This is a genomic window from Acinetobacter sp. NIPH 298 (assembly GCF_000369505.1).
Lineage (GTDB): Bacteria > Pseudomonadota > Gammaproteobacteria > Pseudomonadales > Moraxellaceae > Acinetobacter.
In genome coordinates this window covers 2,167,886-2,193,983 of the sequence record NZ_KB850055.1, presented here as the reverse complement: position 1 = coordinate 2,193,983, position 26,098 = coordinate 2,167,886, and the positions used below count along the sequence as shown (strand labels likewise).

Here is a 26,098-nt window from a genome sequence, read left to right as displayed (position 1 = left end):
TCATCAAAATCAGGCGAATTTTTATTTATAGAGGGCGAATGCAATTCGCCCCTACGCCGTTTCATTTTCAATAGGGTGTCGTGGTGTTTCTAACATACGTGGAAAGCTAAAATTATAATTTTTAAGTCGTAGAGAGAGCTTGTATGGGTTTAACAATAATAACTGTGAGACAATACTTTTCTTGCTGACCTGATTTGATAGAGATATTGATATTTAAGCCATAGATTTTGACAATGCAGTTTGTCAATATTAGGCAAGATTTTGTTGGCTATACTGTTTCAGTAGATCAAAAATCTGAAAAGCGAACAAATGCAATAAAAAAATAAGGAAAGCAACCTATGAAGTCTCTGATTTGTCATAACGCTGAGTTAAAGCTGGAAGACAGTCTCCAATTAGTCCCAGCGAAAGGGCAGGTATTACTTGAAGTCGTGCGTTGTGGCATTTGTGGTTCTGATTTACATATGCAACATCACTGTGATCACATGCATGATTTGGCAGCGCGAGTCGGTTTTAATGGTGTAGCCAAATCCTCAGATCAATTTATATTGGGACACGAGTTCTGTGGCAAGGTTTTAGATTATGGTCCAAAAACACGCCGTAAATTAAAAGCAGACACTTTGGTTTGTGCGATGCCATTGCTCAATGTTGATCCACAAGGATATGTGCCAACAGGTCTTTCACCAAGTGCATCAGGCGGTTATGCAGAACAAGTTCTAGTTCAATCCAGTTTGATGTTTGAAGTTCCCAATGGTTTAGATGCGGATCGTGCTGCGCTGACTGAGCCTATGGCTGTTGCCTTACATGCGGTCCGTCGTAGCCGAATTAAGAAAAATGAGCCAGCAATCGTAATCGGTTGTGGTCCAGTTGGTTTGGGTGTGATTATTATGCTCAAAGCGATGGGTGTAAAAACCGTGGTTGCCAGTGATTTTTCACCAAATCGCCGTAAGTTGGCTGAGCAATGCGGTGCAGATATATTGATTGATCCTAAACAACAATCTCCATTTAGCAGTTGGAAAGAGCTTGGTTTGCTGGGTAATGTCTCTGAAGCAATTAATATGGGCATGGGGATTTTTGATAAAGTTCAGACTTTCTCATTGCCATGGGTCAATGCAATGCGTGTGGGTGACAAACTCGGTTTGTTACCGAAGCGCCCAGTGATTTTTGAGTGTGTTGGTGTGGCAGGTATCATGCAGCAGATATTGGAGGGTGCACCACTGTTCTCACGTATTGTGGGGGTTGGTGTTTGTATGCAAAGCGATAAGATCGAACCAGCTTTGGCAATCAATAAAGAACTAGAAATCCAGTATGTGCTGGGTTATACGCCACTGGAGTTCCGTGACACCTTGCATATGATTGCCGAAGGTAAAATTGATGTTTCACCACTGATTACAGGTGTGGTTGGTTTGGAAGGGGTAAGCAATGCCTTTGATGCATTACGTGATCCAGAGCAACATGCAAAAATCTTGATTGATCCAAAACGAGCAGGATCGGATATTCAGTTGATTAAAGCTTAAAAGAAATTCAAAAAAAGCTGCTATTTTTGGAAATAGCAGCTTTTTTGTTTTAAGTGACTAAAATAGCCTAAGCAATCTCTGTCTCAGCAGATATTGGAATTTAGTTAAATTGAGCACTTAAAAGCTTTTGGTGAGGGAAAATGTCACAGTCGAATCAATTGGGTCTGAGACTCGGGCATTCGGATTACCATTACTGTATTCTTTGTAATAATCCTCTTTGTCCCATGCTTTGCTATACATGAGGCTAGCTGCAAGATCATAAGGCAGTTCTTTATTGACCGAGAAACTGGCATCTTGAAAGCTTGCTGCTGAAAAGTTTTTAATACGTTGATTGCCATAATGAGCATCGGCAGACCAACCTTGACCTAACGGTTGATGCCAATTGACATCTAAATAGCCTGAACCACGTGAGTGCTGATCATTTCCTACACCTAAAGTCTTTGAGTTATTACCAAAATAATCTTGGGTATAAGTCACTGCATATTTGACGGTGACGGGTCCATAAGCAATCTCTGGAATAATTTCACCATAGTCAAAACTGGTATGACCTGTTTCCGCTGTGGTTTCTGCACCCGGATAAAAATAGTAAGCGACAGTGACACCGAGAGAAAGATCACCAAAACTACGCGAATAACCCGTATAAACATCCCACTCTACAGAAGCGTCGCGAATAAAGTGATCACTTACCGTCGATGCCCATGTACCCACGAACAAGCCATTCGGATGTGCATAATCAAGACCGCCTTGTAGGGCTGGTTTGCTCCATGTTTGCTGAAAGCCGCGTGATACATATTGACTTGCAACGGTGAGATTGGCACTAAACGGTGATACGGTTTCAGTGGTTGACTCGGTTGCATGAGCCGTGTGTAAAAAAAAGCCGAAAGGGATTGTGAATAAAATTCTTTTCATTTGAATTTTCCTAATGGTTGGCAGCACCTTAGATCGCTAAGGCGCTGAACATAACTTAACTAGGTTATGCAAATGGACGTAAAGGGGATTGGCGTACTGGAGCAGTACCAGCTTTGTAGTAGTCTGCTTGGGAGCGTGGTAGCTTTTGTCCACGAATTTGATCAGCAATTTTCTCTGCTATCATAATAGTGGTGGCATTTAAGTTACCTGTGATAATCAACGGCATAATCGAGGCATCAATGACACGTAAGCCTTGTAGGCCATGAACACGACCTTGTCCATCAACCACTGCCATCTCGTCTTCGCCCATTTTGCAACTACATGATGGGTGGTAAGCCGTTTCAGCATGATTGCGAATAAAGTCATCCAGTTCTGCATCAGTTTGCACGTGTTTTCCGGGACTGATTTCTTCGCCACGATATGGATCAAGTGCGGGTTGGTGCATAATTTCGCGGGTAATACGGATACCATCGCGGAATTCACGCCAATCTTGTTCTGCTGACATGTAGTTGAACAAAATACTTGGATGCTCAAACGGGTCTTTAGATTTTAGTTTAATCCGACCACGGGATGGCGAGCGCATCGAACCAACATGGGCTTGAAAACCATGTTCTTTCACTGCATTACTGCCGTTGTAGTTAATCGCCACAGGCAAGAAATGGTATTGGATATTTGGCCAGTCAAACTCATCTGAACTGCGGATAAAACCACCTGCCTCAAACTGATTACTTGCGCCGATGCCTTTGCCAAGGAACAGCCATTCAGCACCAATCGCGGGTTGGTTATACCATTTCAATGCAGGGTAGAGCGAAACAGGTTGCTTACATTTGTATTGCAAGTACATTTCCAAATGATCTTGTAGATTTTCACCCACACCAGGAAGATCTTGTACAACTTCGATGTCCATTGATTTTAAGAAGCTACTTTCGCCAACACCCGAGCGCTGTAAAATTTGTGGCGATGCAATTGCCCCTGCGCATAGCAGCACTTCACGTTTGGCCTGTGCTTGTTTCATGTTGGCTTGATCCGTGCCAATGATATATTCCACGCCAACGGCTTGTTTTTGATTGAACAAGATTTTGTTGGTCATGGCATGCGTAACGATGGTCAAGTTAGGACGACCTTTGGCCATATCTAAATAGCCACGTGCTGTACTTGAGCGGCGTCCTTGAGGTGTTACGGTACGATCCATTGGACCGAAACCTTCTTGTTGATAGCCATTTAAGTCATCGGTTCGTGGATAGCCTGCTTGTACGCCTGCTTCGATCATCGCGTGGAACAGTTCGTTATTGCCTTGTTTGGGAGTGGTCACCGAAACAGGACCATGATCGCCGTGATAGTCATTGCCACCGATATCACGGGTTTCTGCTTTTTGGTAGTATGGCAAACAGTCTGCGTAGGTCCAATCTTCAAGACCTTTGTGCGTTGCCCATTGGTCTAAATCCATCGCATTGCCACGGATATAGCACATCCCATTAATTAAGGATGAACCGCCTAGTCCTTTACCGCGACCACATTCCATCCGGCGATTGTTCATGTGTGGTTCTGGGTCGGTCAAATAGGCCCAGTTATAGCGGCGACCTTGTAGAGGAAAAGCCAAAGCCGCTGGCATTTGTGTACGAAAATCTAAACGATAATCTGGACCGCCTGCTTCTAATAATAAAACAGTCACATCTTGGTCTTCTGTGAGACGTGCTGCGAGAACATTTCCGGCAGATCCTGCGCCAATGATAATGTAATCGAATTCTTGCTTATTCATAATTAGCCTTTATTGTTGCATGATCAACTGAATACATCGTGATTCAGTTGATCAAGTGAAGATAAAGCGCAATGCTTTTTAGAAAATGCTTTGGTAATCACCAAGCTCAACTTGAATGGATTTAATACGGGTGTAATGGCCCAAAGTGGTTAAACCATTTTCACGTCCAACGCCAGATTGTTTATAACCACCGACTGGCATTTCAGCAGGGGATTCGCCCCAAGTATTGATCCAGCAAATACCCGCTTCGATCTGATGAATCATACGATGCGCTCTGCTGATATCTTGAGTCACGATGCCAGCCGCTAAACCAAAGGTGGTATTGTTGGCACGACGAATCACTTCTTCTTCAGTTGTATAACTGAGAATACTCATGACTGGCCCAAAAATCTCGTCCTGTACAATCCGCATATCATCGGTACAGTCGCTAAAAACGGTAGGTTGAACGTAAGCACCTTGTGCAAAATCGCCATCGAGGACACGTTCGCCACCAATCAACAGCTTAGCGCCTTGCTGCTTGCCTGCATTGATATATGAGAGGACTTTGTCCATATGAGCAAAGCTGGTAAGTGGGCCAAAGTTAGTTTCAGGATTCATCGGATCACCGATACGAATACGTTTCACGCGTTCGACGATAGCCGCTTCAAAATCAGCTAACAGGGCTTTCGGAACAAAGACACGGGTACCATTGGTACAAACTTGACCCGAACTAAAGAAGTTTGCCATCACCGCAATATCTGCGGCACGGTCGATATTTGCATCGGCACAAATAATCAGTGGTGATTTACCACCCAGTTCCATGGTGACTTCTTTAAGGGTAGAGCCTGCGGCACTGGCCATGACTTTTTTGCCAGTTTCGACTCCACCAGTAAATGAAATTTTTTCGATGATTGGATGTTCAGTTAACCATTGTCCAATTTCACTACCAGCACCTTGTACAACGTTAAATACGCCGTTAGGAAGACCTGCTTCGGTATAAATTTCTGCAAGTTTAAATGCAGTTAGGGGAGTGGTTTCACTTGGTTTGAAAATCATGGCATTGCCTGCTGCAAGCGCAGGGGCAGATTTCCATAAAGCAATTTGAATCGGGTAGTTCCAAGCACCAATCCCTGCAACGACACCAAGTGGTTCACGGCGGGTATAGAAAAAGCTTGATTCACGAAGCGGGATTTGTTCGCCTTGAATTGCAGTCGCAAGACCAGCGTAGTATTCAAGTACATCGGCACCTGTGACGATATCAACGGTTGATGTCTCGCTGTAGGCTTTACCAGTATCGAGCGTTTCAAGTTGCGCCAGCTCATCATTTCGTTCACGTAAAATGTCAACTGCACGGCGTAAAATACGAGAACGCTCTATGGCTGTCATGGCAGCCCAGATTTTTTGTCCTTGTTGCGCACTATGAACTGCGGCTTCAATATCTTGTTGCGAGGCTTGTTGAAGTGTTGCAATCACTTCACCATTGGCAGGGTTAATACTATCAAATGTCTTACCACTGGTTGCTTCTACATAGCGTCCGTGGATATATAATTGATGAACGTGTGCATCACTCATTCTGTTTCTCCTGCAAAGGTTTTTGCGCAAATTGTAATTGCGTTTTGACATAGTCATAGGCAATGGAACGGGCAAGTTGGCTGTCAAACTCTTCATGACTGCTTAAACTGCCGCGTAGCCATAATCCGTCAATCAATGCCGCTAATCCGCGAGCAGCAATGCTGGCCTGTTCTTTATCGAGTAACTTGAGAAAATAAAACTTCAAGTTTGAATACAGGCGTTGATCATTAATGCGTTGCAAACGACCAAGTTCGGGTAGGTGCATGCTTGCAGACCAAAAGTCCAACCAAACACGCATGGCCTGTTTATTGACCTGACTAATATCAAAGTTGGAATCAATAATGGCCTTAATCTGGCTTTCTGGATGTGAATCAGCTTCAACTTTATATTGATCTGTTTTCTGACGTAAAACGTTAAGCATTTCCTGCATACAAGTATTGATGAGTCCTTGTTTGTCACCAAAATAATGACTCACAATACCCGTTGATACTTCAGCTTTTTTTGCGATTTGTGCAATGGTGGTGTTGGATAACCCCACTTCATAAATCACGTTGAATGCGGCGCTGATAATTTCTTCGCGTCGCACATGCTCAGGTTTTACTCTACGTTTTGTCATGTTGATCCATTGAAAGCCCGATTCAGGTACTTTTTATTTAACATTTCTCAATGTTGAACATCATAACATTTTTTTATCATACTTTTTATTGATTGAACGTTCAATCAATAAAAAGTATGATCTGTAAAAATCAATGAGTTTTTGATTGGTTGGTCAAGATTTAAAGTAATAAGAATACACCGATTGCAAGGAGCAACCACATGGTGTCAAAAAGTAATGCTGGATTTACATCCGAACGCGTTCGATTAAATTTATTTGTTTTTTGGAGCTCGGCAATCAGTATTGGCATTTTCGGCCTATTGTTTGTGCTGTTTCCAGAGCAAAGCCAGTTTTGGCTCACCTATGTGCAAGAGCAAGTCAACCAATTGTTTGGCTGGTATTACATGTTGGTCATCGTTGCTTGTTTAGGCTTTGTTGCATGGTTGGCTTTTTCGCGAGTTGGGCAGATTCCACTGGGAAAAGATCACGATAAACCTGAGTTTGGTTATATGGCTTGGGTGTCGATGCTATTTTCAGCGGGTATTGGCATTGCATTATTGTATTACGGTGTTGCTGAACCTGTTGATCATTTCCTAAGACCACCTGAAGGTGAGGGCGGCACGGTTCAGGCGGCGCGAGATGCCATGATGTATAGCTTTTTACATTGGGGTATTCATGGTTGGGTGTTGTATGCCTTGATCGGTGTCACGCTGGGTTATTTTGCCTTTCGATTAGATTTGCCACTGGCGTTGCGTTCAGCCCTTTATCCTATCTTTGGTGAGCGAATTTATGGCTGGGTCGGGGATTTTGTCGATGGATTTGGTATTTTAGCCACAGTTATTTCTTTGGTCACCAACTTAGGGATTGGCGCATTAGTCCTCGTCTCTGGCCTTGTTTATCTCGTACCTGACATCCCAAATAATCATACAACGCTGATTGCAGTGGTGTTGTTGATGATGTTTGTGGCAACGATTACCACGGTGATTGGGATTGAAAAAGGCTTGGCTTGGCTGTCACGTATTAATCTGCGCTTATTGTATGTGTTGTTGTTATTTGTGTTTTTAACAGGACCGACCAATCATCTACTTAATGGTTTAGTGCAGAATGTTGGGGATTATCTGAGCCAGTTTATTGCCAAAAGTTTTGATATGTATTTGTACGACCAGCAGGCGAATACATGGTTGGGTTCATGGACGGTATTTTACTGGGCATGGTGGATTGCTTGGGCGCCATTTGTTGGCATGTTCATCGCGCGTATTTCCAAAGGACGCACCATTCGTGAAGTGGTTTTAGGCGTATGCCTTGTTCCACTTGGTTTTACTTTGGCGTGGATTTCGATTTTCGGAAATACCGCCATTCATTTAATTTTAGATCAAAAACAAAAGGTTTTAGGTGATATGGTCTTGGCTGACCCCGCATTATCGTTATTTAAGTTTCTCGAATATTTGCCTTTCAATCCTTATATTGCTGGGATTGTTGTTATGATTTGTTTCGTTTTGTTTTTGACCCCAGTGGGTTCGGGTACACTCATGATCGCAAATCTATCTTCGAAAGGGGGTAGTAATGAGAGTGATTCACCTATTTGGTTGCGTATCTTTTGGTCGGTGGTGATTACTATTGTCAGTATTGGCTTGCTCTTAGCTGGTAGCTTTGATGCGATGCAAAGTGCAGTTGTACTTTGTGGATTGCCATTCTCCGTGATTATTTTGCTTTATATGTTTGGTTTAGCCAAAGCATTGAAGCAAGATCAACAGCTACAAGTTGTAACGACGACATCACAGTCATCCCAACAACAGACCAAACCATCAGAAGATATGTAATTTCGGTTAATGACCTTTATTTTTCATTTTTTTATTCAGATGCGTCTTTTCTTTATTGCTTAAATAGGGAAAAGACAACGATGAATATTTTCTTTTTTTCTCGAATTCCTTGAGGATTGTATGGTGACAGATAATCCAAGAGCAGTTGATGATTCATCTATTCAAACAAAAGACCATCTTAATCGTGTGGTCTTTTATGTTTCAGCGCTCATAATTTTAATATTTTCATTAACCACGATTTTGTTTAATGATTTCGCCAATCACGTATTGAATACGGTTTTGGGTTGGGTCAGTTCCACATTTACTTGGTACTACTTACTTGCAGCAACGCTTTATTTAGTCTTTGTGGTTTTTATTGCCTGTTCTCGTTATGGTGATATCAAGCTTGGGCCAAAACACTCAAAACCTGAATTTAGTTTATTGAGTTGGTCGGCGATGCTATTTGCCGCAGGGATCGGGACGGACTTAATGTTCTTCTCGGTGGCAGAACCTTTGTCTCATTATATGAATCCACCTGTGGGTGAGGGACAAACCTATGAAGCTGCGCGTCAAGGCATGGTGTGGACATTATTTCACTACGGCTTGACGGGCTGGGGTATGTATGCCTTGATGGGCATGGCTTTGGGCTACTTTAGCTATCGTTATAACTTACCACTGACCATTCGCTCTGCTTTATATCCCATTTTTGGTAACAAAATTGATGGTCCAATTGGGCATTCTGTTGATACGGCAGCCGTGATCGGAACGATTTTTGGTATTGCGACGACCTGTGGTATCGCTGTGGTTCAGATCAATTATGGTCTACATGTTTTATTCGATTGGCCAGAAGGTTTATGGGTTCAGTCAGGTTTAATTTTATTCGCGGTCATTGTCACGATTATTTCGGTAACGGCGGGGGTCAATAAAGGGATTAAAGTTTTATCTGAAATTAATATTTATGTCGCCATTGGCTTAATGTTATTTGTTTTATTTTTGGGTAATACCGAGTTTTTACTGAATGCTTTAGTACAAAACTTTGGTGATTATATCAGTCGCTTCCCAAGCTTGGCTTTAGATAGTTTTGCGTTTGAACAACCGACTGAATGGATGAATAGTTGGACCATTTTCTTCTGGGCATGGTGGGTGGCATGGTCACCATTTGTTGGGCTGTTTTTAGCGCGTATTTCTCGTGGACGAACCATTCGTGAGTTTGTTTGCGGTACTTTAATTATTCCCTTATTGTTCACCATTACATGGTTATCTATCTTCGGAAATAGTGCCTTATACAATGTTATTTTTGATGGCAATACGGCATTGGCACAAACGGTTCTCACTGATCCTGCACATGGTTTCTATGACCTATTGGCGCAATACCCATGGTTTGCATTTGTCGCTGGGATTGCCACGATTACAGGCTTGCTATTTTATGTGACCTCTGCCGATTCTGGCGCATTGGTTTTGGGTAACTTCACCACCAAATTTTCCAATATTGATAATGATGCACCGCGTTGGCTGCGTGTCTTTTGGGCGGTTGCCATTGGTTTATTGACCCTTGCGATGTTGATGGCAAATGGTATCACCGCCTTACAAAGCGCTACAGTGATTATGGGGCTACCTTTTAGTTTTGTGATGCTGTTGGTGATGGCGGGATTGTATAAATCTTTACGCTTAGAAGACTATCGCAATGCCAGTCGTAGTCTCAATGCTGCTCCTGTGGTAGGTAATGTTGATATTCTGAACTGGAAGCAGCGTTTACGGCGTGTGATGAAGCATCCGGGGACAACCGAAACGCAGCATATGTTAGATACGGTGTGTCATCCTGCGGTGAAAACAGTTGCAGATGAGCTGATTAAGCAGGGTATGCAGGTTGATGTGACCAGTACACCGCTTGAAGAAAACGATGCGCTGTATCATCTTGATCTCACGATTTATTTGGAAGAGGAACATAACTTCGTCTACCAAATCTGGCCTGTGCGTTATACAGCGCCAAACTTTAGTGAGCGCGGTAAGCGTGGTAAACAATTCTACTATCGTTTAGAGACCTTCTTATACGAGGGCTCTCAGGATAATGATTTGGCTGGCTATACCAAAGAACAGGTGATTAATGATATTTTGGATAAATATGAGCGGCATATGTCTTTCTTGCATATGAATCGTATTGGTCCGGGGAATCGCCTTTTGTATCCTGACTCGCAGGATTAGTCATTGTAATAAAGAAAACCTCACAAATCTTGTGGGGTTTTTTATTGGGGTATTATAAAGCGCCGTACTGTTGCCATGTTTCACCCGTTTCATGAGCTGCGTATTTTTCTTTTAACTCATGTAAGGACTGAGCCTGATACAGCGCAAATACGATTAAAATTAAAAACAATCCAGCGAGTTTTATGAGCTTTTTATATCGATAATTGCCTGAATATAAATAGAAAATACAATAAAATGCTAAAATTAAATAAGTACAAAAAAGAGAGTTTAGTGCTAAATAAATCAGCAGCAAAGTCGTGAACAGCAACGCGGTTCGATTTTTAAAAGTGCTTGGTCTGAAACTCAATAAATTAAGTAGCAACAGACCCAACGAAGTCCAAAACAGATAAGCACTGCCACCAATAATCACAATATAACTGGACTGTAGGCACAAAAGAACCAGCCATACAAAGACGGAAAAAATAATAAATTTAGAGCGGCCAGAAGTTGCGGGTAAAGCGTCTTTCATATGGATTAGATTTTTAAAACCACGATTTGGTGTGGGGTGGACGTAAAAAATAGCTCAACTTTCGTCTTGGTTGATACAACGTAGACTAAAGCACTGATCAATATTGCTGGTACGGTGCGAAAAAAAAAGCGCGTTCCAATAACCGCCTGAACGCGCCCAATTTATTGCAAGAGGTCATAACGATGCCATTATTGGTAGGCAGTCACATGTTCAAGCAGGGCTTTGGGAGGGCAGATTGCAGTTGAGTTAGTTCGATGGCAATGTTGATAGCATCACATGTTCTCATAATAATGAGAGATATGACAGAAAAATACAGTTGTCTCGTAACAATGCTTAGTCGTAAAGAGAGGGCTGATTAGCGCAAACAGTAGCTCTTAAATGAGTAGCGTAGACAAGTTGTTGATGGTGAATGATTTAAACGTTTGGATGTAGATAGGCCACAAAACTGATGATGTAACAGAAGAGATAGAATGTAGATGCACAGTAAAAAAAGGGATGAGTCGTAACTCATCCCTTTTGATTTATGTAGCGATTTATTTATTGAGCCACAGCTTCAGCTTTTGCTACTTTTTGAGCAGGAACTAAGTTCGCAGGCGTTGAGTAGGTTAAGCCTAATGTTGAGCTGGTGTAATGACGGATTTGATCTAACAACGCTGGATCTGTTGCAAGGTCTTGACCATAAGAACGAACGATCTCATGAAGTTTGCCATTCCATTCCCCAGCCGTTTGCTCAGGGAATGCTTTTTCTAGCAAGTTCAGCATGATGTACGGTGAGGTTGAAGCACCCGGAGAAGCGCCAAGAAGTGCCGTTACAGACTTATCTTCAGAGGTGAAGATTTCTGTACCAAACTGCAATTTAGCAGGTTTGCCCGGCTCTTTTTTGATGATCTGTACACGTTGACCGCCTTGGCGTAAGTGCCAGTCTTTAGGATCAGCTTCAGGGTAGTATTTTTTCAACTCATTGAAACGATCTTCATCCGACATCAATACTTGGCTAACCAAATATTGAACGAGGTCAGCATTTTGCATCCCAATCGCTGCCATTGGCAACACATTGTTCTTGTTGGTCGATGCAAGTAAATCAAGTTGTGAACCATATTTTAGGAACTTATTTGAATAGGTTGCAAAAGGTCCGAACAAGACATATTTCTTACCGTCGATATAACGTGTATCAATATGTGGTACTGACATCGGAGGCGCGCCAAGATCCGCACGACCATAGACTTTGGCAGTGTGTTTCTCGGTAATTGCAGGGTTATCAGTAACAAGGAATTCACCACCGACAGGGAAGCCTGCGTATTGTTTTGCTTCTGGCAAGCCCGTCATTTGCAATAATTTAATGGCTGCACCGCCCGCACCAATAAACACAAAACGTGTTTTGACATGGTTGACTTCACCAGATTTCAAATCTTTAAACGCAACAGACCATGTATTGTCATCATTTTTACTGATGCCAGTTACTTCAGTTGACGTTCTGAGTTTGAAGTTTGGATTTTTTTCCAGATGATTGACCAGTTGAGTTGTGATCGCGCCGTAGTTCACGTCAGAGCCAACGTCCATACGTGTTGCTGCGATTTTTTGTTGCGGATCACGGCCATCCATCACCAATGGTGCCCATTGTTGAATTTCAGTTGGGTCTTCACTAATTTTCATGCCCGCGAATAGTGGTTCTTGAGTCATGGCTGCATAACGCTTCTCCATGAACTTCACATTGTCACCCCATACAAAGGCAATGTGTGGCACAGGGTTAATAAAGCTGTTTGGAGTACCCAATACACCTTGTTTCACTTGGTGCGCCCAAAACTGCTTTGCAATTTCAAACTGACTCGCCACATTGACTGCTTTAGAAACGTCCATCTTACCGTCTTTTTCTTCGGTATAGTTCATTTCCATAAAGCCAGAGTGACCTGTACCCGCATTGTTAAAGCCATTAGAACTTTCTTGAGCAACTGCATCAAGACGTTCATACATGCGAACGTTCCAATCGGGTTGTAGTTCGTTGAGATAAGCACCCAAAGTGGCACTCATGATACCGCCACCGATGAGAACAACATCGACAACTGGCTCGTTAGTTTTAGTTTTGATTGCCTTAGACGTAACGGGTCTAAAAAGAAAGGCAATTGCGATAACGATTAGCACTAGAAGAAGTGCTAATAAGTATTTCCAAAATTTTTTCATTCAATTTACCTTAAAAATTAAATGACTTCCTATATAGCTGATATAGAAAGAAAAGATTTAAATGAGGATTGGCGCATTAAAGACACATCTGGATAGGTGAGTGCTTTAATTGATGTTGGAGACAATTTTGTGAATTTTACTTTAATTTGGATGGTATTTTTGTGTATTTAATGTTTCAAAATACGTGACTCATATCACTTTTTTAATTCTTGGTCAGGGTAACTTATGGGAGGGGTTGAGCTTTATGCAAAGTGACTCAGGTTGAGCTTGTCCGGCGTTTAGGGAAGTCACAATCTCATGTTTCTAAAGTTGAAATCTTAGAAAGACGACTTGATGTGATTGAATTAATGGATTGGTTGAAGGCTTTAGGCATATTGCTAACGGCTTTTATTGCCTAAGTTAGCAACTCTATATAAGCAATTAATTAATAATATTGTTATAACATAAGTATCTGAAATATAAATTTTATTATATAATTGTGTTTATTTCTAATATAATTTTAAAAGTATGATGATACCAAGTAATTTAATAGCAAAAGCAAAGGAAAATAAGCTAGTGATTTTTATTGGCGCTGGCTTATCTATGAGTTGTGGTTTACCAAATTGGAATAAACTTACTATCGAAATTTTAGAGGGGTTGAGAGAGTATGAAGACAAATGTGATAAGTATATTAATGCAATAAATGATGATATCATGTCGCCTGTAGATGTTTTGCAGAAGATAGATAGATTAAAAGTTAATGCAATTGAAATTCTAGAAAAAGTAATAAGATCCCATGATGATAAATTACCTTCAACTACTCACCAAATTTTAGGCTCAATTTCCACTAAGATTATAACTACAAATTACGATACTTTATTAGAGAAACAATATAAAAATTTTGAGGTGGTTTCCTATAGTAACCAATATAAAGTCTCTAGAATTTCTGGTTATGATAAGTATATATTTAAACTACATGGTGATATAAATGAGCCAGATAAATGTATCTATTTCCCCTCACAATATGATGAACTTTATAACGCTAATGAGCAGGCTTCAATTTTTGAACTTAAAAAAATCATAACAGATAAATCTATATTGTTTCTAGGTTTTAGTCTTTCAGATCCTTATATAAATCATGTGATGGATTTTATTGGGAAATTGTATAATGGGTATACGCAAGAACATTTCATAATTTCGACGCAAGAAATTAAGGTTGAAAATGTGCGACTAACTTCCATACTAATAGATTCATATGGAGATTTAGAAAATAAATTAAATCAAATAAAAGATAGTGTTGTTCCATTGCTTGAAATTCATTCGGGTGAAAATGAAAAGTTAATTGATGTGCCAGCTTCACAAAATTTTGATGATTATGACATCGAAATACCGCCAACTAGTAAATTTTGGGTTGGGCGGAAAAAAGAAATTCAAAATTTATCAGTTGATTTTTTTAAGGTCATATTTATTACTGGGATTGGCGGTCAAGGAAAATCAGCTTTAGCTTCATATATTTTAAAAGATGCAATGCAAAAAGAAAAATATGAGTTTGTAGATTGGAGGGATTTTAAGGAAGAAACTAATAGATTTCAAACTAAATTGATTTCTCTTATACAGCGCTTAACTCATGGGGATTTTAATATAAAAGAATATGATTCAATTTCAATAAATGAGTTGATTGATATATTTTTTAAAAATTTACTTAACAGAAGAATACTATTTGTTTTTGATAACATTGATAGTTATATTGATTTAGAATATTTTACGCCACTAGGTAGTATGAAATATTTTTTTGATCAGGCACAAAGTACAACGCATAATTCTAAATTTATTTTCACTTGTCGACCATTTATTCGAGAAGCAGGTTCAGATTTTTACCAAATTAAGCTTGATGGTTTGTCTGAAAGTGAGTGTTTAGAAATTTTCGAATTATATAAAGTATCAGTAAATAAAGTTGAATTAGCAGAACTATCTAATAAGTCATATCAACTGACAAAAGGTCACCCCTTATGGATTAACTTAATTGCCGCTCAAGCTTTAAGAGGGGTGGAAACTGTTAATGCTTTTATTAAAAGTATAGAAGATAAAACAAATTTTAATGAAGAGGCATTCTCATCCATTTTATCTGAAAAGATTTTAAATGAAGTTTGGTCTTCTTTAAATGACAAGCAAAGAAATCTTTTGCGAGGAATTGCTGAATCTGTTAAACCAGAAACTATTCTTAATTTAAAAAAAATTATGGAGTCAGAGCTAAATAGTAATCAGTTTGATAGAGCGTTTAAAGTTTTAAAAAATTTAAATTTAATAGAAATTAAATCATCTAGTGATAATGCAGATTTGGTTGAGTTACATCCTCTAGTAAAAGAATTTATAATTTCAAAGTTCCCTCCCAATGAGCGTTCCAAGTTTATTACGTTGTTAGTGCAATATTACGATAAATTTATTTATATTTTAAAGCCAAGGCTTAATGATGACTTGAATTTCTCAGATTTTCAAAATTGGATGTCTAAAGTTGAGTTGCATATTAATAATGAAGACTATGTTTCAGCTTTGAGTGTTCTTGAAGAAGTAAGCTCACCAATTTTAACTGCTGGTTATACTGAGGAATATTTAAGAGTTTCAGAGAAACTATTTAGCTCGATAAAGTTTAAAATTGCTATTGATAATGAATATCCTTATTTTCATGGTTTATTTTTTAGTCTAACTACAACTTTGATTCAATTCGGGATGTTTGATAAAAGCGAATATTTTTTGGATGAATACGCTAAAGTTATACCAGGAAAAGGTAACCATTTCTTATCTTATTGTAGTGAAAAATGTTTTTTCTTCTGGTTTCAGGAAAAATATGCAGAGGCCATAGAAATAGGAGAATATGGTGTTCACTTATTAGATGAGTCTGGGATCTCTGATATATCTTCACTTCGCCATAATTTGGCTTTAGCGTATCGAGACTCTGGTAAAACAGGAAATATTGAGTTAGCGCTTAATCATTTTCTACGTGGAGAAAAATTAGAGAATATTCTAAATAAAACTAAAATAGAGTTAGGTGGTCATTTTTATGGAAATGTCGGTAAATGTCTAGAATTGCTTGGAGATAAAGAGAATGCATTAACTTGTTACTTTATTTCATTTGATATATTGGTAAGAGAACGTAATAGTTATGCAATATTGAATACGGGATATGCTGCATCTTGGATATTTAATTTGTTGAAGAGTTCCAGAGATCGAGAAAATTCTTTATATTTTTATAATATGGCTTTAAATAGTTGGGAGAAAACAGCACCTTCTAGAGCTAATAGATTTCGTGATTCTATAGATTTGGTTTCTATTGACAGCCAAATTAAATTGAAAATTGAAAATTTACCTAAATGGAAAATCGATTCATATTGTAAAGAGTTTGCTGAAAGTGGTATGCAAAGAGGTTTTGTTGGATCTCAAATTTTTGATAAAACTTAAATTTTAATAAGTTTGCGTTTTCACTTTTTATTAGCTTAAAATATTGAAAAATCCGCCATTATTAATGGCGGGTTTTTCAATGAAATTTTATGTATCGCGTGACGTTTTTACCAGCTCAAAGCACCGCCAGTCTGATAATCAGTTACGCGCGTTTCGAAGAAATTCTTCTCTTTGCGTAAATCCATCATTTCTGACATCCACTGGAATGGATTGGTCACACCAGCAAACTGCTCTGGTAAACCAAGTTGAGATAGGCGACGGTTACAGATGAATTTTAAGTATTCTTCCATCATTGCTGCGTTCATACCCAATACACCGCGTGGCATCGTGTCACGTGCATATTCGATCTCAAGCATCGTACCTTCAAGAATCATTTGAATGACTTCTTGTTGGAATTCAGCCGTCCATAACTGTGGGTTTTCGATCTTGATTTGGTTAATCATATCGATACCAAAGTTCAAGTGCATCGATTCATCACGCAAGATGTATTGGAATTGCTCAGCAACACCGTTCATCTTATTACGACGACCCATCGATAAGATTTGGCTGAAACCACAGTAGAAGAAGATACCTTCAAGTACACAATAGAATGCAATCAAGTTACGCAATAAGATTTGATCGTTTTCAGGTGTACCAGTTTGGAAGGTTGGATCGCTCAATGACTGTGTATATTTCAAACCCCATGCTGCTTTACGCGCAACACTTGGGACTTCACGGTACATATTGAAGACTTCGCCTTCATCCATGCCCAAAGACTCAATACAATATTGATAAGCATGGGTGTGAATCGCTTCTTCAAATGCTTGACGCAAGATGTATTGGCGGCATTCAGGGTTGGTAATATGACGGTAAATCGCCAAAACCAAGTTGTTTGCAACCAATGAGTCCGCAGTCGAGAAGAAACCTAAAGAACGCATGATGATGGTACGCTCATCTTCGGTTAAGCCATTTTCAGACTTCCAAAGCGCGATATCATGGTTCATGTTAACTTCTTGTGGCATCCAGTGGTTTGCACATCCGTCTAGGTATTTCTGCCAAGCCCATTCATATTTAAATGGAACAAGCTGGTTCAAGTCCGCACGGCAGTTGATCATCGCTTTGTCATCAACTTGCACACGTTGTGCACCCATCTCAAGCTCTTCTAAACCCGGTGCAACATCGAGATGTTCTAAGGCTTTAGATGCTCGAGCCAACGAATCGGTGGGATTTGTTGATCGGATGGCACTGGCTCCAGTGGATTGTGAAGCTGCCACGCTCGGCGATGCAGGCTCTGCATCAGATACCATCTGCGTATCAACCGCTTTTTTCGGTTCGACGGGCGCAGACTTGTGTTCATGTGTAGTCGGTTTTTGCGAATCATCTTCAAAATCGTCCCAACTTAGGATAGACATTTGCGTTCTCTCTTCGTTGTGTATAGCTGTTATCGACATCTCAACAAAGACATCTTAAATATACGCTTATATTGTGTAAGCAAAATTAAGTTTTATCGATTGATATTCAAAATTTTGATGAACTCAGACCTACAATCCCTAAGACTTATTTTGCTTACGCTGTTGTTTGCGAATGGCTAAAAATGCATAAACCATGGGCACATAAAAGAAAATAAAAGCAAAGATCAGAACAGCAAGTCCTAACATATAGTTATGGCTTAAATTGAACATAATCTCTGCCTTTTAATTAAGTCCCCCTTTTGAAAAGGGGGACTTAGGTGAATTTTACTGACAAGCTTCACAGTCTGGGTTGTCGATTGAACACGCCATTGGCACTGGAGCCGCAGTGGTAAAACCGTCTTCTTCAACTTTAGCTTCTGGCTTTTTATCTTCCACAACTTGCGCTGCAACCACAGGAGCTTCAGCCGATGCTGGTTTCACTGCATTGAGTGCACCCGTATTAATCGTTGATTTCTCAGCAGAGGTTGCACCCAAAGCTCGGAGGTAATAAGTCGTTTTCAGACCACGTAACCATGCCATTTTATAGGTGATGTCAAGCTTCTTACCATTTGCACCAGCGATATAAAGGTTCAGTGATTGTGCTTGATCGATCCATTTTTGACGACGAGACGCAGCATCAACGATCCAACGTGTATCCACTTCAAATGCAGTCGCAAAGATTGCTTTCAATTCTTCAGGAATACGCGCAATTTTTTGTACAGAACCTTCAAAGTGTTTCAGGTCATTGACCATCACGGTATCCCACAGACCACGTTCTTTTAATGAACGAACGAGGTATGGGTTGATCACAGTGAATTCACCAGAAAGATTTGATTTCACATATAAGTTTTGGAATGTTGGCTCAATGGATTGAGACACACCACAAATATTTGAAATGGTTGCCGTTGGTGCAATCGCCATCACATTCGAGTTACGCATACCATCTTTTTGAACTTTGGCACGTAATGTGTCCCAGTCCAAACGTTGAGTACGGTCAACTTCAAACATACGCTCTGGACGAGTTTTTGCAACAAGGTCTAAAGAGTCGATTGGAAGGATACCTTGATCCCACAATGAACCTTTAAATGTTGTATACACACCACGCTCAACAGCCAAATCACTCGAAGTTTGGATTGCATAGTAGCTAATCACTTCCATTGATTCATCAGCAAAATCAACGGCTGCATCAGAACCATAAGCGATGCCCATTTCATAAAGTGCATCTTGGAAGCCCATGATACCCATACCGACAGGGCGGTGCTTCAAGTTCGAGTTCTTCGCTTGTGGAACTGCATAGTAGTTAATGTCGATCACGTTATCGAGCATACGAACTGCAGTTTTAATGGTACGAGCAAGTTTCTCGCGATCGAGCACACCACCTTTAACGTGTTCTACAAGGTTAATCGAACCTAAGTTACATACCGCGATTTCATCTTGGCTAGTATTTAAGGTGATTTCTGTACACAAGTTAGATGAGTGCACTACGCCGACGTGTTGCTGTGGTGAGCGTAAGTTACATACGTCTTTGAATGTGATCCAAGGATGACCAGTTTCAAATAACATAGACAGCATTTTGCGCCATAAGTCTTTCGCACGGATTTTCTTATGAAGCATATTGCTTTCTTTCGCAATGCCTTCGTAGTAAGCATAACGCTCAGCAAAGGCAGCGCCCGTCAAGTCATGCAAATCTGGTGTTTCAGAAGGGGTGAATAATGTCCAATCACCATCTTCAAATACACGCTGCATAAATAGGTCTGGCACCCAGTTTGCAGTGTTCATGTCGTGAGTACGACGGCGATCATCACCGGTGTTCTTACGTAGCTCTAGGAATTCTTCGATATCCAAGTGCCAAGTTTCTAGGTACGCACATACTGCACCTTTACGTTTACCACCTTGGTTGACAGCGACTGCGGTATCGTTGGCCACTTTCAGGAATGGAACAACACCCTGAGATTTACCATTCGTACCTTTGATATATGAGTTCAACGCACGAACAGGTGTCCAGTCATTACCTAAACCGCCAGCCCATTTTGATAGCATTGCGTTGTCACGCATTGCACCATAAATGTCATACAAGTCATCACCAATAGTGGTCAAGTAACAGCTTGAAAGTTGTGGGCGTAATGTCCCTGAGTTAAATAGGGTAGGCGTAGATGCCATGTAGTCGAAGCTAGACAGTAAGTTATAGAACTCGATTGCACGGTCTTCTTTATTTTCTTCGCTGACTGCCAGACCCATCGACACACGCATAAAGAATAATTGTGGTAATTCAAAACGCACACCATTTGAATGGATAAAGTAACGGTCAAATAAAGTTTGTAGACCTAAATAAGTAAATTGGTTTGAGCGTTCTGGTTGAATCGCGGCTGCCAATTTTGCAAGGTCAAAATTAAGAAGATCCGGTGAGAGTAGATCTAGCTCAATCCCTTTCTTTAAGAAGGTTTCTAAAGCATCACCTTCCGAAGTATCGGTTGGTAAACCTAAGAAGATTAAGCCTGTGCTGACCAACTCATTACATAACAAACGTGCCGTCACATAGGTGTAGTTTGGTTCATGTTCGATGCGGGTACGTGTTGCCATCATCATGGTGGTGGCAATATCACTCTCTTTGACACCGTTATATAAGTTCTTAACAGTTTCATCGACAATGGCTTGTACATCAATGCCTTCCAAATCTGCACTTGCAGTTTCGATCGTGGTCGTCAATGCATCTAAGTCTAACGGTTGCAGTTGACCTTTGGCATCAATGATTTGAAGTGTCGGGTGGTGGTTTGCCCCAGTTTGTTGGCGCGCAGTTGCACGTTGATCACGATAGATCACATAAGCGCGTGCAACTTTTTGCTCGCCTGTGCGCATCAATGCCAATTCAACTTGATCTTGAATTTCTTCGATATGAATCGTACCACCTGATGGTAAACGGCGATTAAATGTATTCAGAACCATCTCAGTCAGTTGCGTGATACGGTCATGGATGCGACTAGAGTCAGCACCTTGTTGACCTTCAACAGCTAAAAAAGCTTTCCCAATCGCAACAGAGATTTTTTCAGCGTTAAAAGTCGCAATTTCACCAGTGCGCTTAATTACCTGAAGTTGGCCGGGTGTAGAAGTGATGATGCTCATGTCAGCATAGCTCCATTATCATCTATATTTTTATGTTCATAGACCGTTTGAATCGAGCAAAAAATATGCCACGATGTTTGAGGGATAAACACAAGACTTAGTGGTTAAAGTTTATTTTAAACACAAGATACGGTATTTTTAGCAGTAGATCAATATTGACATTTTACTAAAGTTTTTTTCATGTTTTAACTGCTGATTTCACAGACACATAGCATAGCAAAGCCCTTCAAAAAGCCGTATAGATAACTCTGTGGATAACTCAAAAAACAAACACTTAAATTCTTTTTGACCAACTAAGAAACAAATTGTTTAACATTGGAACAAATTTTATACTTATTTTTCATTTTGTTGGAGAGAAGCATAAAAAACTGAAAAAGCCATTAAAATTCATAATTTTAATAAAATTATAACAAAATGAGGTAGGCGTGTATCAGTTTGGTGAACGGCTACTTGTTTACAATGTAAACGTGTGTATATTGCAAAACATGAACCAATGTATATGCCAAATTTTAGGGGCAAACAAATGAGCCAAGAAGAAAAGTTACCGAAAATTTTAATCGTAGAAGATGATGAGCGTTTAGCACGCTTAACACAAGAGTATTTGATCCGTAACGGTTTAGAAGTTGGGGTTGAAACTGACGGTAACCGTGCGATTCGTCGAATTATCAGCGAGCAACCAGATTTAGTTGTGCTTGATGTGATGTTGCCTGGTGCAGATGGTTTAACCGTTTGTCGAGAAGTACGTCCGCATTATCATCAACCGATTTTGATGTTGACAGCGCGTACTGAAGATATGGACCAAGTACTTGGTTTAGAAATGGGTGCAGACGATTACGTTGCGAAGCCTGTTCAACCACGTGTGTTGTTGGCTCGTATCCGTGCTTTGTTGCGTCGTACCGACAAAACAGTTGAAGATGAAGTTGCGCAACGTATCGAGTTTGACGATCTTGTGATTGATAACGGTGGTCGTTCAGTGACCTTAAATGGTGAACTGGTTGATTTCACCAGTGCTGAATATGACCTATTGTGGTTATTGGCATCAAATGCAGGTCGTATCTTGTCTCGTGAAGATATCTTTGAGCGTCTACGTGGTATTGAGTACGATGGCCAAGACCGTTCAATCGATGTGCGTATTTCTCGTATTCGTCCAAAAATCGGCGATGATCCAGAAAATCCGAAACGTATTAAAACAGTACGTAGTAAAGGTTATTTATTCGTTAAAGAAACCAATGGGATGTAAAATTCAGCCCCTCCTTTTCTCATAAAGGAGGGTTTCTCTTTTTTGACAAGGAGAAGTTGTTGAATAATTTGGAATCATTTCCCTTATGGTGAGTCGAGTACTTAAGAACAGCATATTCTTGCGAATTTATGCTGGATTGGTCGTATTGGTGGTTGTCGTTGCCGCATTTTGTTATTTGCTGGTACAAATCATTAACTATCAACGTGCGCAAGAATATCGTGAGTCTCTCACGGATGGTATTTCCTACGTAATTAGTGAGGGGGTATCTCGTCAACCAGAAAAACAACAAAAATTAGATTGGATTTCCGATGCATCCGACTTGTTGGAATTGCCCATTTATTATGTGGATGCAGCGCGAGTCGAACTTTCTCGGACTGAAAAGAAACGTATCGCAGCGCAAAAGTCGGTGGTTCGTTATGATGCCAATCATGGGGTTGGTTATATCATTATTGGTCTGAAAGATGATCCTCAGCATTTCCTCTATATAAAAGTCGATAAACTCGGCGAACGTCAAATGAAGGCGCTGCCTATTTTTGTCTTGGATTATTTGATTTTTTATCCGGGGCAGGAGCGAGAGTATTTAGAGAAAATTAAAGAGCACTTTTATTATCCAATAGAAATTTTAGATATTCGAGACATTAACTTAGACTCAGAGCAGATTGGTCGGTTGCGCCAAGATCAAAGTGTGTTGTTGTATAAAGACAGTGCCAGCATACGGGGCACAACCATTTCGATTGTTTCACCGATGCCGAATCACCCAGCACGCGTTTTGCTACTGGGTCCAGTTCCGATGTTTAATTGGATGCCTTTTCAGCTTTCAGCAGGTATTACCTTATTTAGCTTATTCTTATTGAGTTTAGGTGTGTATGGATTGATTTTGCCTTTAGAGCGCAAAATCCGTCAGGTACGCCATGCCTTGAATAAGATGAAGTCAGGTGATTTGTCCTTGAGAGTACCGATTGAAGGTACGGATGAAATGGCAAACTTGGCATCGAGTTATAATAATATGTCAGACCATATTCAGCGTCTGATCGAAGCGCAACGGGAATTAATGCGGGCAGTCTCGCATGAGCTTAGAACACCTGTGGCGCGCATTCGCTTTGGGATGGAAATGTTGGCTGAAGAAGATGATTATAATTATCGGATTCAGCAAGTCGATATGATTGATAAGGATATTGAAGCACTGAATACCTTGATTGATGAAATCATGACTTATGCCAAACTTGAGCAGGGAACCCCATCTCTCGATTTTGAAGAAATCATATTGGTTGAAGTGCTTGATCAAGTTGCGATGGAAACTGAGGCGCTGAAAACACAAAAAGAGATTGAGTTGATTGCCCCTTCGTTGGTATTGAAGGTGGATGCTGAACGTCGATATTTACATCGTGTGGTGCAAAACTTAGTGGGCAATGCAGTTCGCTATTGTGATCATAAGGTGCGTATTAGTGGCGGTGTTCGTGCTGACGGCAATGCTTATGTGTGTGTGGAAGATGATGGCCCGGGTATCCCTGAGCAAGAGCGAGCGCGGATCTTTGAAGCCTTTGCACGTTTAGATGATAGTCGTACCCGTGCTTCAGGTGGTTATGGCTTGGGCTTATCTATTGTGAGTCGTATTGCGTATTGGTTTGGTGGTGAGGTTCATGTGGATCAGAGTCCAAACTTAGGTGGTGCGCGCTTTATGATGACGTGGCCTGCAAAACGTTATAAGCAAACCTTAAAGAAATAATCAGCACTTAAATACCTAAAATAAAATGCCATAACTAAAAGCCAAAGCACTGTTTGCTTTGGCTTTGTCGTATATCTTTGAAAGATATAGCGTTGGTCTATTCCTGTAGAGAAGAATCAGGTTCGATTAAAGGGTGACCTGATCTTAAACTTTGTAAAGCATCTGCATTAAAATCAACCAATAAAGAATTGTTTTTAACGTCTATTTTATAGCTTTGGATCAGTCGTTCATCTCCATTTATGGTTTCTACTCGATAGGCATCTGCAATATTAAGAATTCCTTCAAGATTTGTTGTGGTTGATGCAAAATCTTCTCTAAATAATTCGTAAATATCCCTTAAATCAAAAATTGCGTTATCTGCGTCTGGGTGTTTACGGACGTAATTCTCAATATGACGCATGAGTAATTGTGAAAAAAAGAAATAATCTGAGTGGTGTGCGAATTTTAGATCCATATTTTTCTCCTTATTGTCTATCTTTAGAATACCGATCTATTGCCGAAGCTGTGTAAAAAGATAATTAAAGTATTTAGCTGAATTGCAACATATTATGTCGAAATCACCACCTGATTTCGTCCTTGTCTTTTGGCTTGATAAAGTGCATCGTCCGCTTGTTTAAATAAGTATTCAATTGAATGTCGATTTTCAGCAGTGCAAACAAAAACTCCGATACTGATTTCGATCGAAAAAGTTTGGTGATGCTCCAGTTTAATTGGCGTTTGACTTACGTGTAGACGGATTCTTTCAGCATCTTGGTAGGCTGCGTCGGCATTGGTGTTGGTTAAGAAAATAGCGAATTCTTCACCACCTAAACGCCCGATCAAGTCCTGAGGCTTTAAAAGAGATTGAATGGTTTTTACACAGCTTTGTAAGGCGCGATCTCCGATGAGGTGACCGTAGTTGTCATTGACTTGTTTGAAGTGATCGATGTCGAGCATCAAGAAGGCTGTGGTTTGACCTGCATTTTTGGCTTGTTGTTGTAAAAGTTGTAGGGATTGTAGAAATTGACGTCTGGTTAAGCTGGATGTTAACTCATCATGAGCAATCGTGTGTTGTAGCTCTCGAATCAACTTAGATCGCACCACATTGATACTGGAAACCGTTAGCGGCGCGATGGTCATCATAATCAGCCCAAGACGAATAGAGATCGTATTATTTAGATATTGATCTGGATAGAGCACTAAATAATGTTGGGAGACGTGGTGAATAATAAATGCGCAGCTTATAGAGGTGATAATTGCCACTGAAAAATGGGGGTATCTCAGCGCACACCAAATCAATGGCGCAATAGGATAGAGTAATGAGCCAGGACCCGCATCATAGTAGGCAATCACAATTGATATAACGACTGCAACCACAGGTAAGCTTTCTAGAATAATTTGAGATTTAAATGCATTGAGTTGTTGTTTAAATTTGGCTAAATGCGGTGTGCTAATGATGGCGGGTAAAAGTAAGAGTGCATTCTGAATTTCTGCTGTAAACCAATGTCCATAATCAAGCCAAAACGAGCCTAAAGCAAATTTAGTCTCAAAAAAAGGCAGTGTAATCGCTGCAAATAAAGCACTCGACAAACCGCCAATACAGCAAAAACTAAATAAAAATAAATAGAAATAGCCTTGATGCATTGAGCGAATGAAGCTGTTAAATTTTATGTAGAGGGCAAGTGTGACCAGCACATAGATTAAGTTGGCTGAGGTTAAGCAGATATTTAATAGAAGCGGTGTGTCTTGCCAACCGTCTGCGAGGAGGTAGCCGAGGATTGCGCCGATAAAGCTAATTGGATGGCGTGTCTGTGGAAAGCGAATCAGTAAACCTAATAGCACTGAATTGGCAGGCCAGAACGAAGCAAGAAAGTTGAGTTGTCGCGTTGCAATACCGAGTAAGCAACACAAAAAAATCACACCCGTAAATATTAAAAATAATTGGAAAAGCGACAGGGGCTTTAATGCTACTCTTGATTGAGCCATTCTGACGCGTTTCCTTAGATATTTGGTCGCGCTATTATATAAATTTTGTTTAAATTTTCATCATAAATTTGTATTAATGCAATGATTTAGTGCATTGAGCATTAATTGTGAGCATAGACCATAGATTGCGATAGTTTTTGGTACATAAGTAAAGAAAAAAATGATTA

General features: G+C 40.2%; 17 protein-coding genes and 1 pseudogene. 7 read left to right on the top strand and 11 right to left on the bottom strand.

What is annotated here, in order from left to right:
* The first annotated feature begins 338 nt into the window (after positions 1-338).
* Complete coding sequence (locus tag F903_RS15085; protein WP_005198336.1) at positions 339-1,514, top strand: zinc-binding dehydrogenase; 1,176 nt, start codon at positions 339-341, stop codon at positions 1,512-1,514.
* A gap of 117 nt (positions 1,515-1,631) precedes the next feature.
* Here the strand turns inward: F903_RS15085 and F903_RS15080 are convergent, their stop codons facing one another.
* The 4 genes from F903_RS15080 to betI all read right to left on the bottom strand — a co-directional run bounded on the left by F903_RS15080 (position 1,632) and on the right by betI (position 6,349).
* On the bottom strand, positions 1,632-2,423 hold the full coding sequence (locus F903_RS15080) for a TorF family putative porin (protein ID WP_005198334.1): 792 nt from the start codon (positions 2,421-2,423) through the stop codon (positions 1,632-1,634).
* Positions 2,424-2,487: 64 nt separating this feature from the next.
* Entirely contained in the window at positions 2,488-4,182 is a 1,695-nt protein-coding gene (betA, locus tag F903_RS15075) for a choline dehydrogenase (RefSeq protein ID WP_005198332.1), read from the bottom strand.
* A gap of 78 nt (positions 4,183-4,260) precedes the next feature.
* The gene (gene betB / locus F903_RS15070; protein ID WP_005198330.1) at positions 4,261-5,733 is read right to left on the bottom strand and encodes a betaine-aldehyde dehydrogenase; all 1,473 of its coding nucleotides are present in this window, start codon (positions 5,731-5,733) and stop codon (positions 4,261-4,263) included.
* Positions 5,726-6,349, bottom strand: coding sequence for a transcriptional regulator BetI (gene betI, locus F903_RS15065; RefSeq protein ID WP_004669840.1), 624 nt, complete (start codon positions 6,347-6,349; stop codon positions 5,726-5,728). Before betI ends, betB begins: the two co-directional genes overlap by 8 nt.
* Before the next feature lie 200 nt (positions 6,350-6,549).
* Between betI and F903_RS15060 the strand changes: the two genes are divergently transcribed.
* Together F903_RS15060 and F903_RS15055 are read left to right on the top strand one after the other, a co-directional pair.
* On the top strand, positions 6,550-8,148 hold the full coding sequence (locus F903_RS15060) for a BCCT family transporter (protein WP_005198327.1): 1,599 nt from the start codon (positions 6,550-6,552) through the stop codon (positions 8,146-8,148).
* Between the two features lie 120 nt (positions 8,149-8,268).
* The gene (locus tag F903_RS15055) at positions 8,269-10,329 is read left to right on the top strand and encodes a choline transporter (protein ID WP_005198325.1); all 2,061 of its coding nucleotides are present in this window, start codon (positions 8,269-8,271) and stop codon (positions 10,327-10,329) included.
* A gap of 52 nt (positions 10,330-10,381) precedes the next feature.
* Here the strand turns inward: F903_RS15055 and F903_RS15050 are convergent, their stop codons facing one another.
* Both F903_RS15050 and mqo read right to left on the bottom strand, forming a co-directional pair.
* A complete protein-coding gene (locus F903_RS15050) occupies positions 10,382-10,837 on the bottom strand; it encodes a hypothetical protein (RefSeq protein ID WP_005198322.1) in 456 nt (151 codons plus the stop codon).
* Positions 10,838-11,374: 537 nt separating this feature from the next.
* Positions 11,375-13,015 carry a malate dehydrogenase (quinone) gene (gene mqo / locus F903_RS15045; RefSeq protein ID WP_005198316.1) on the bottom strand — a complete coding sequence of 547 codons (1,641 nt, stop codon included), beginning with the start codon at positions 13,013-13,015 and terminating at the stop codon, positions 11,375-11,377.
* A gap of 251 nt (positions 13,016-13,266) precedes the next feature.
* Between mqo and F903_RS16890 the strand changes: the two are divergent.
* Together F903_RS16890 and F903_RS15040 are read left to right on the top strand one after the other, a co-directional pair.
* Positions 13,267-13,413 (top strand): annotated as a pseudogene (locus tag F903_RS16890) (XRE family transcriptional regulator); the annotation flags it as partial.
* A gap of 109 nt (positions 13,414-13,522) precedes the next feature.
* Positions 13,523-16,450, top strand: a complete 2,928-nt coding sequence (locus F903_RS15040; protein WP_034595094.1) for an SIR2 family protein — start codon at positions 13,523-13,525, stop codon at positions 16,448-16,450.
* Between the two features lie 107 nt (positions 16,451-16,557).
* On the opposite strand, the gene F903_RS15035 is transcribed toward F903_RS15040, so the two are convergent.
* The 3 genes from F903_RS15035 to F903_RS15030 all read right to left on the bottom strand — a co-directional run bounded on the left by F903_RS15035 (position 16,558) and on the right by F903_RS15030 (position 21,000).
* On the bottom strand, positions 16,558-17,841 hold the full coding sequence (locus tag F903_RS15035; protein ID WP_005198314.1) for a ribonucleotide-diphosphate reductase subunit beta: 1,284 nt from the start codon (positions 17,839-17,841) through the stop codon (positions 16,558-16,560).
* Positions 17,842-17,979: 138 nt separating this feature from the next.
* Entirely contained in the window at positions 17,980-18,114 is a 135-nt protein-coding gene (locus tag F903_RS16490) for a preprotein translocase subunit YajC (RefSeq protein ID WP_171065304.1), read from the bottom strand.
* Between the two features lie 51 nt (positions 18,115-18,165).
* A complete protein-coding gene (locus F903_RS15030) occupies positions 18,166-21,000 on the bottom strand; it encodes a ribonucleoside-diphosphate reductase subunit alpha (protein ID WP_005198312.1) in 2,835 nt (944 codons plus the stop codon).
* Between the two features lie 523 nt (positions 21,001-21,523).
* Here F903_RS15030 and bfmR point away from each other — a divergent pair.
* Positions 21,524-22,240 (top strand): response regulator transcription factor BfmR, encoded by a 717-nt coding sequence (bfmR, locus tag F903_RS15025; protein WP_004669852.1) that lies wholly within the window; start codon positions 21,524-21,526, stop codon positions 22,238-22,240.
* 85 nt (positions 22,241-22,325) lie between these two features.
* Positions 22,326-23,966 carry a sensor histidine kinase BfmS gene (gene bfmS, locus F903_RS15020; protein WP_005198311.1) on the top strand — a complete coding sequence of 547 codons (1,641 nt, stop codon included), beginning with the start codon at positions 22,326-22,328 and terminating at the stop codon, positions 23,964-23,966.
* 97 nt (positions 23,967-24,063) lie between these two features.
* On the opposite strand, the gene F903_RS15015 is transcribed toward bfmS, so the two are convergent.
* Together F903_RS15015 and F903_RS15010 are read right to left on the bottom strand one after the other, a co-directional pair.
* Entirely contained in the window at positions 24,064-24,420 is a 357-nt protein-coding gene (locus F903_RS15015) for a hypothetical protein (protein WP_005198310.1), read from the bottom strand.
* Between the two features lie 92 nt (positions 24,421-24,512).
* The gene (locus tag F903_RS15010; protein WP_005198309.1) at positions 24,513-25,931 is read right to left on the bottom strand and encodes a GGDEF domain-containing protein; all 1,419 of its coding nucleotides are present in this window, start codon (positions 25,929-25,931) and stop codon (positions 24,513-24,515) included.
* Between the last annotated feature and the right edge of the window lie 167 nt (positions 25,932-26,098).

What these genes read in the sequence shown, in the direction of transcription:
- F903_RS15085 (WP_005198336.1), top strand. Translation starts at nt 339, where the DNA reads ATGAAGTCTCTGATTTGTCATAACGCTGAGTTAAAGCTGGAAGACAGT.
- F903_RS15080 (WP_005198334.1), bottom strand. Translation starts at nt 2,423, where the DNA reads ATGAAAAGAATTTTATTCACAATCCCTTTCGGCTTTTTTTTACACACG.
- betA (WP_005198332.1), bottom strand. Translation starts at nt 4,182, where the DNA reads ATGAATAAGCAAGAATTCGATTACATTATCATTGGCGCAGGATCTGCC.
- betB (WP_005198330.1), bottom strand. Translation starts at nt 5,733, where the DNA reads ATGAGTGATGCACACGTTCATCAATTATATATCCACGGACGCTATGTA.
- betI (WP_004669840.1), bottom strand. Translation starts at nt 6,349, where the DNA reads ATGACAAAACGTAGAGTAAAACCTGAGCATGTGCGACGCGAAGAAATT.
- F903_RS15060 (WP_005198327.1), top strand. Translation starts at nt 6,550, where the DNA reads ATGGTGTCAAAAAGTAATGCTGGATTTACATCCGAACGCGTTCGATTA.
- F903_RS15055 (WP_005198325.1), top strand. Translation starts at nt 8,269, where the DNA reads ATGGTGACAGATAATCCAAGAGCAGTTGATGATTCATCTATTCAAACA.
- F903_RS15050 (WP_005198322.1), bottom strand. Translation starts at nt 10,837, where the DNA reads ATGAAAGACGCTTTACCCGCAACTTCTGGCCGCTCTAAATTTATTATT.
- mqo (WP_005198316.1), bottom strand. Translation starts at nt 13,015, where the DNA reads ATGAAAAAATTTTGGAAATACTTATTAGCACTTCTTCTAGTGCTAATC.
- F903_RS15040 (WP_034595094.1), top strand. Translation starts at nt 13,523, where the DNA reads ATGATGATACCAAGTAATTTAATAGCAAAAGCAAAGGAAAATAAGCTA.
- F903_RS15035 (WP_005198314.1), bottom strand. Translation starts at nt 17,841, where the DNA reads ATGTCTATCCTAAGTTGGGACGATTTTGAAGATGATTCGCAAAAACCG.
- F903_RS15030 (WP_005198312.1), bottom strand. Translation starts at nt 21,000, where the DNA reads ATGAGCATCATCACTTCTACACCCGGCCAACTTCAGGTAATTAAGCGC.
- bfmR (WP_004669852.1), top strand. Translation starts at nt 21,524, where the DNA reads ATGAGCCAAGAAGAAAAGTTACCGAAAATTTTAATCGTAGAAGATGAT.
- bfmS (WP_005198311.1), top strand. Translation starts at nt 22,326, where the DNA reads ATGGTGAGTCGAGTACTTAAGAACAGCATATTCTTGCGAATTTATGCT.
- F903_RS15015 (WP_005198310.1), bottom strand. Translation starts at nt 24,420, where the DNA reads ATGGATCTAAAATTCGCACACCACTCAGATTATTTCTTTTTTTCACAA.
- F903_RS15010 (WP_005198309.1), bottom strand. Translation starts at nt 25,931, where the DNA reads ATGGCTCAATCAAGAGTAGCATTAAAGCCCCTGTCGCTTTTCCAATTA.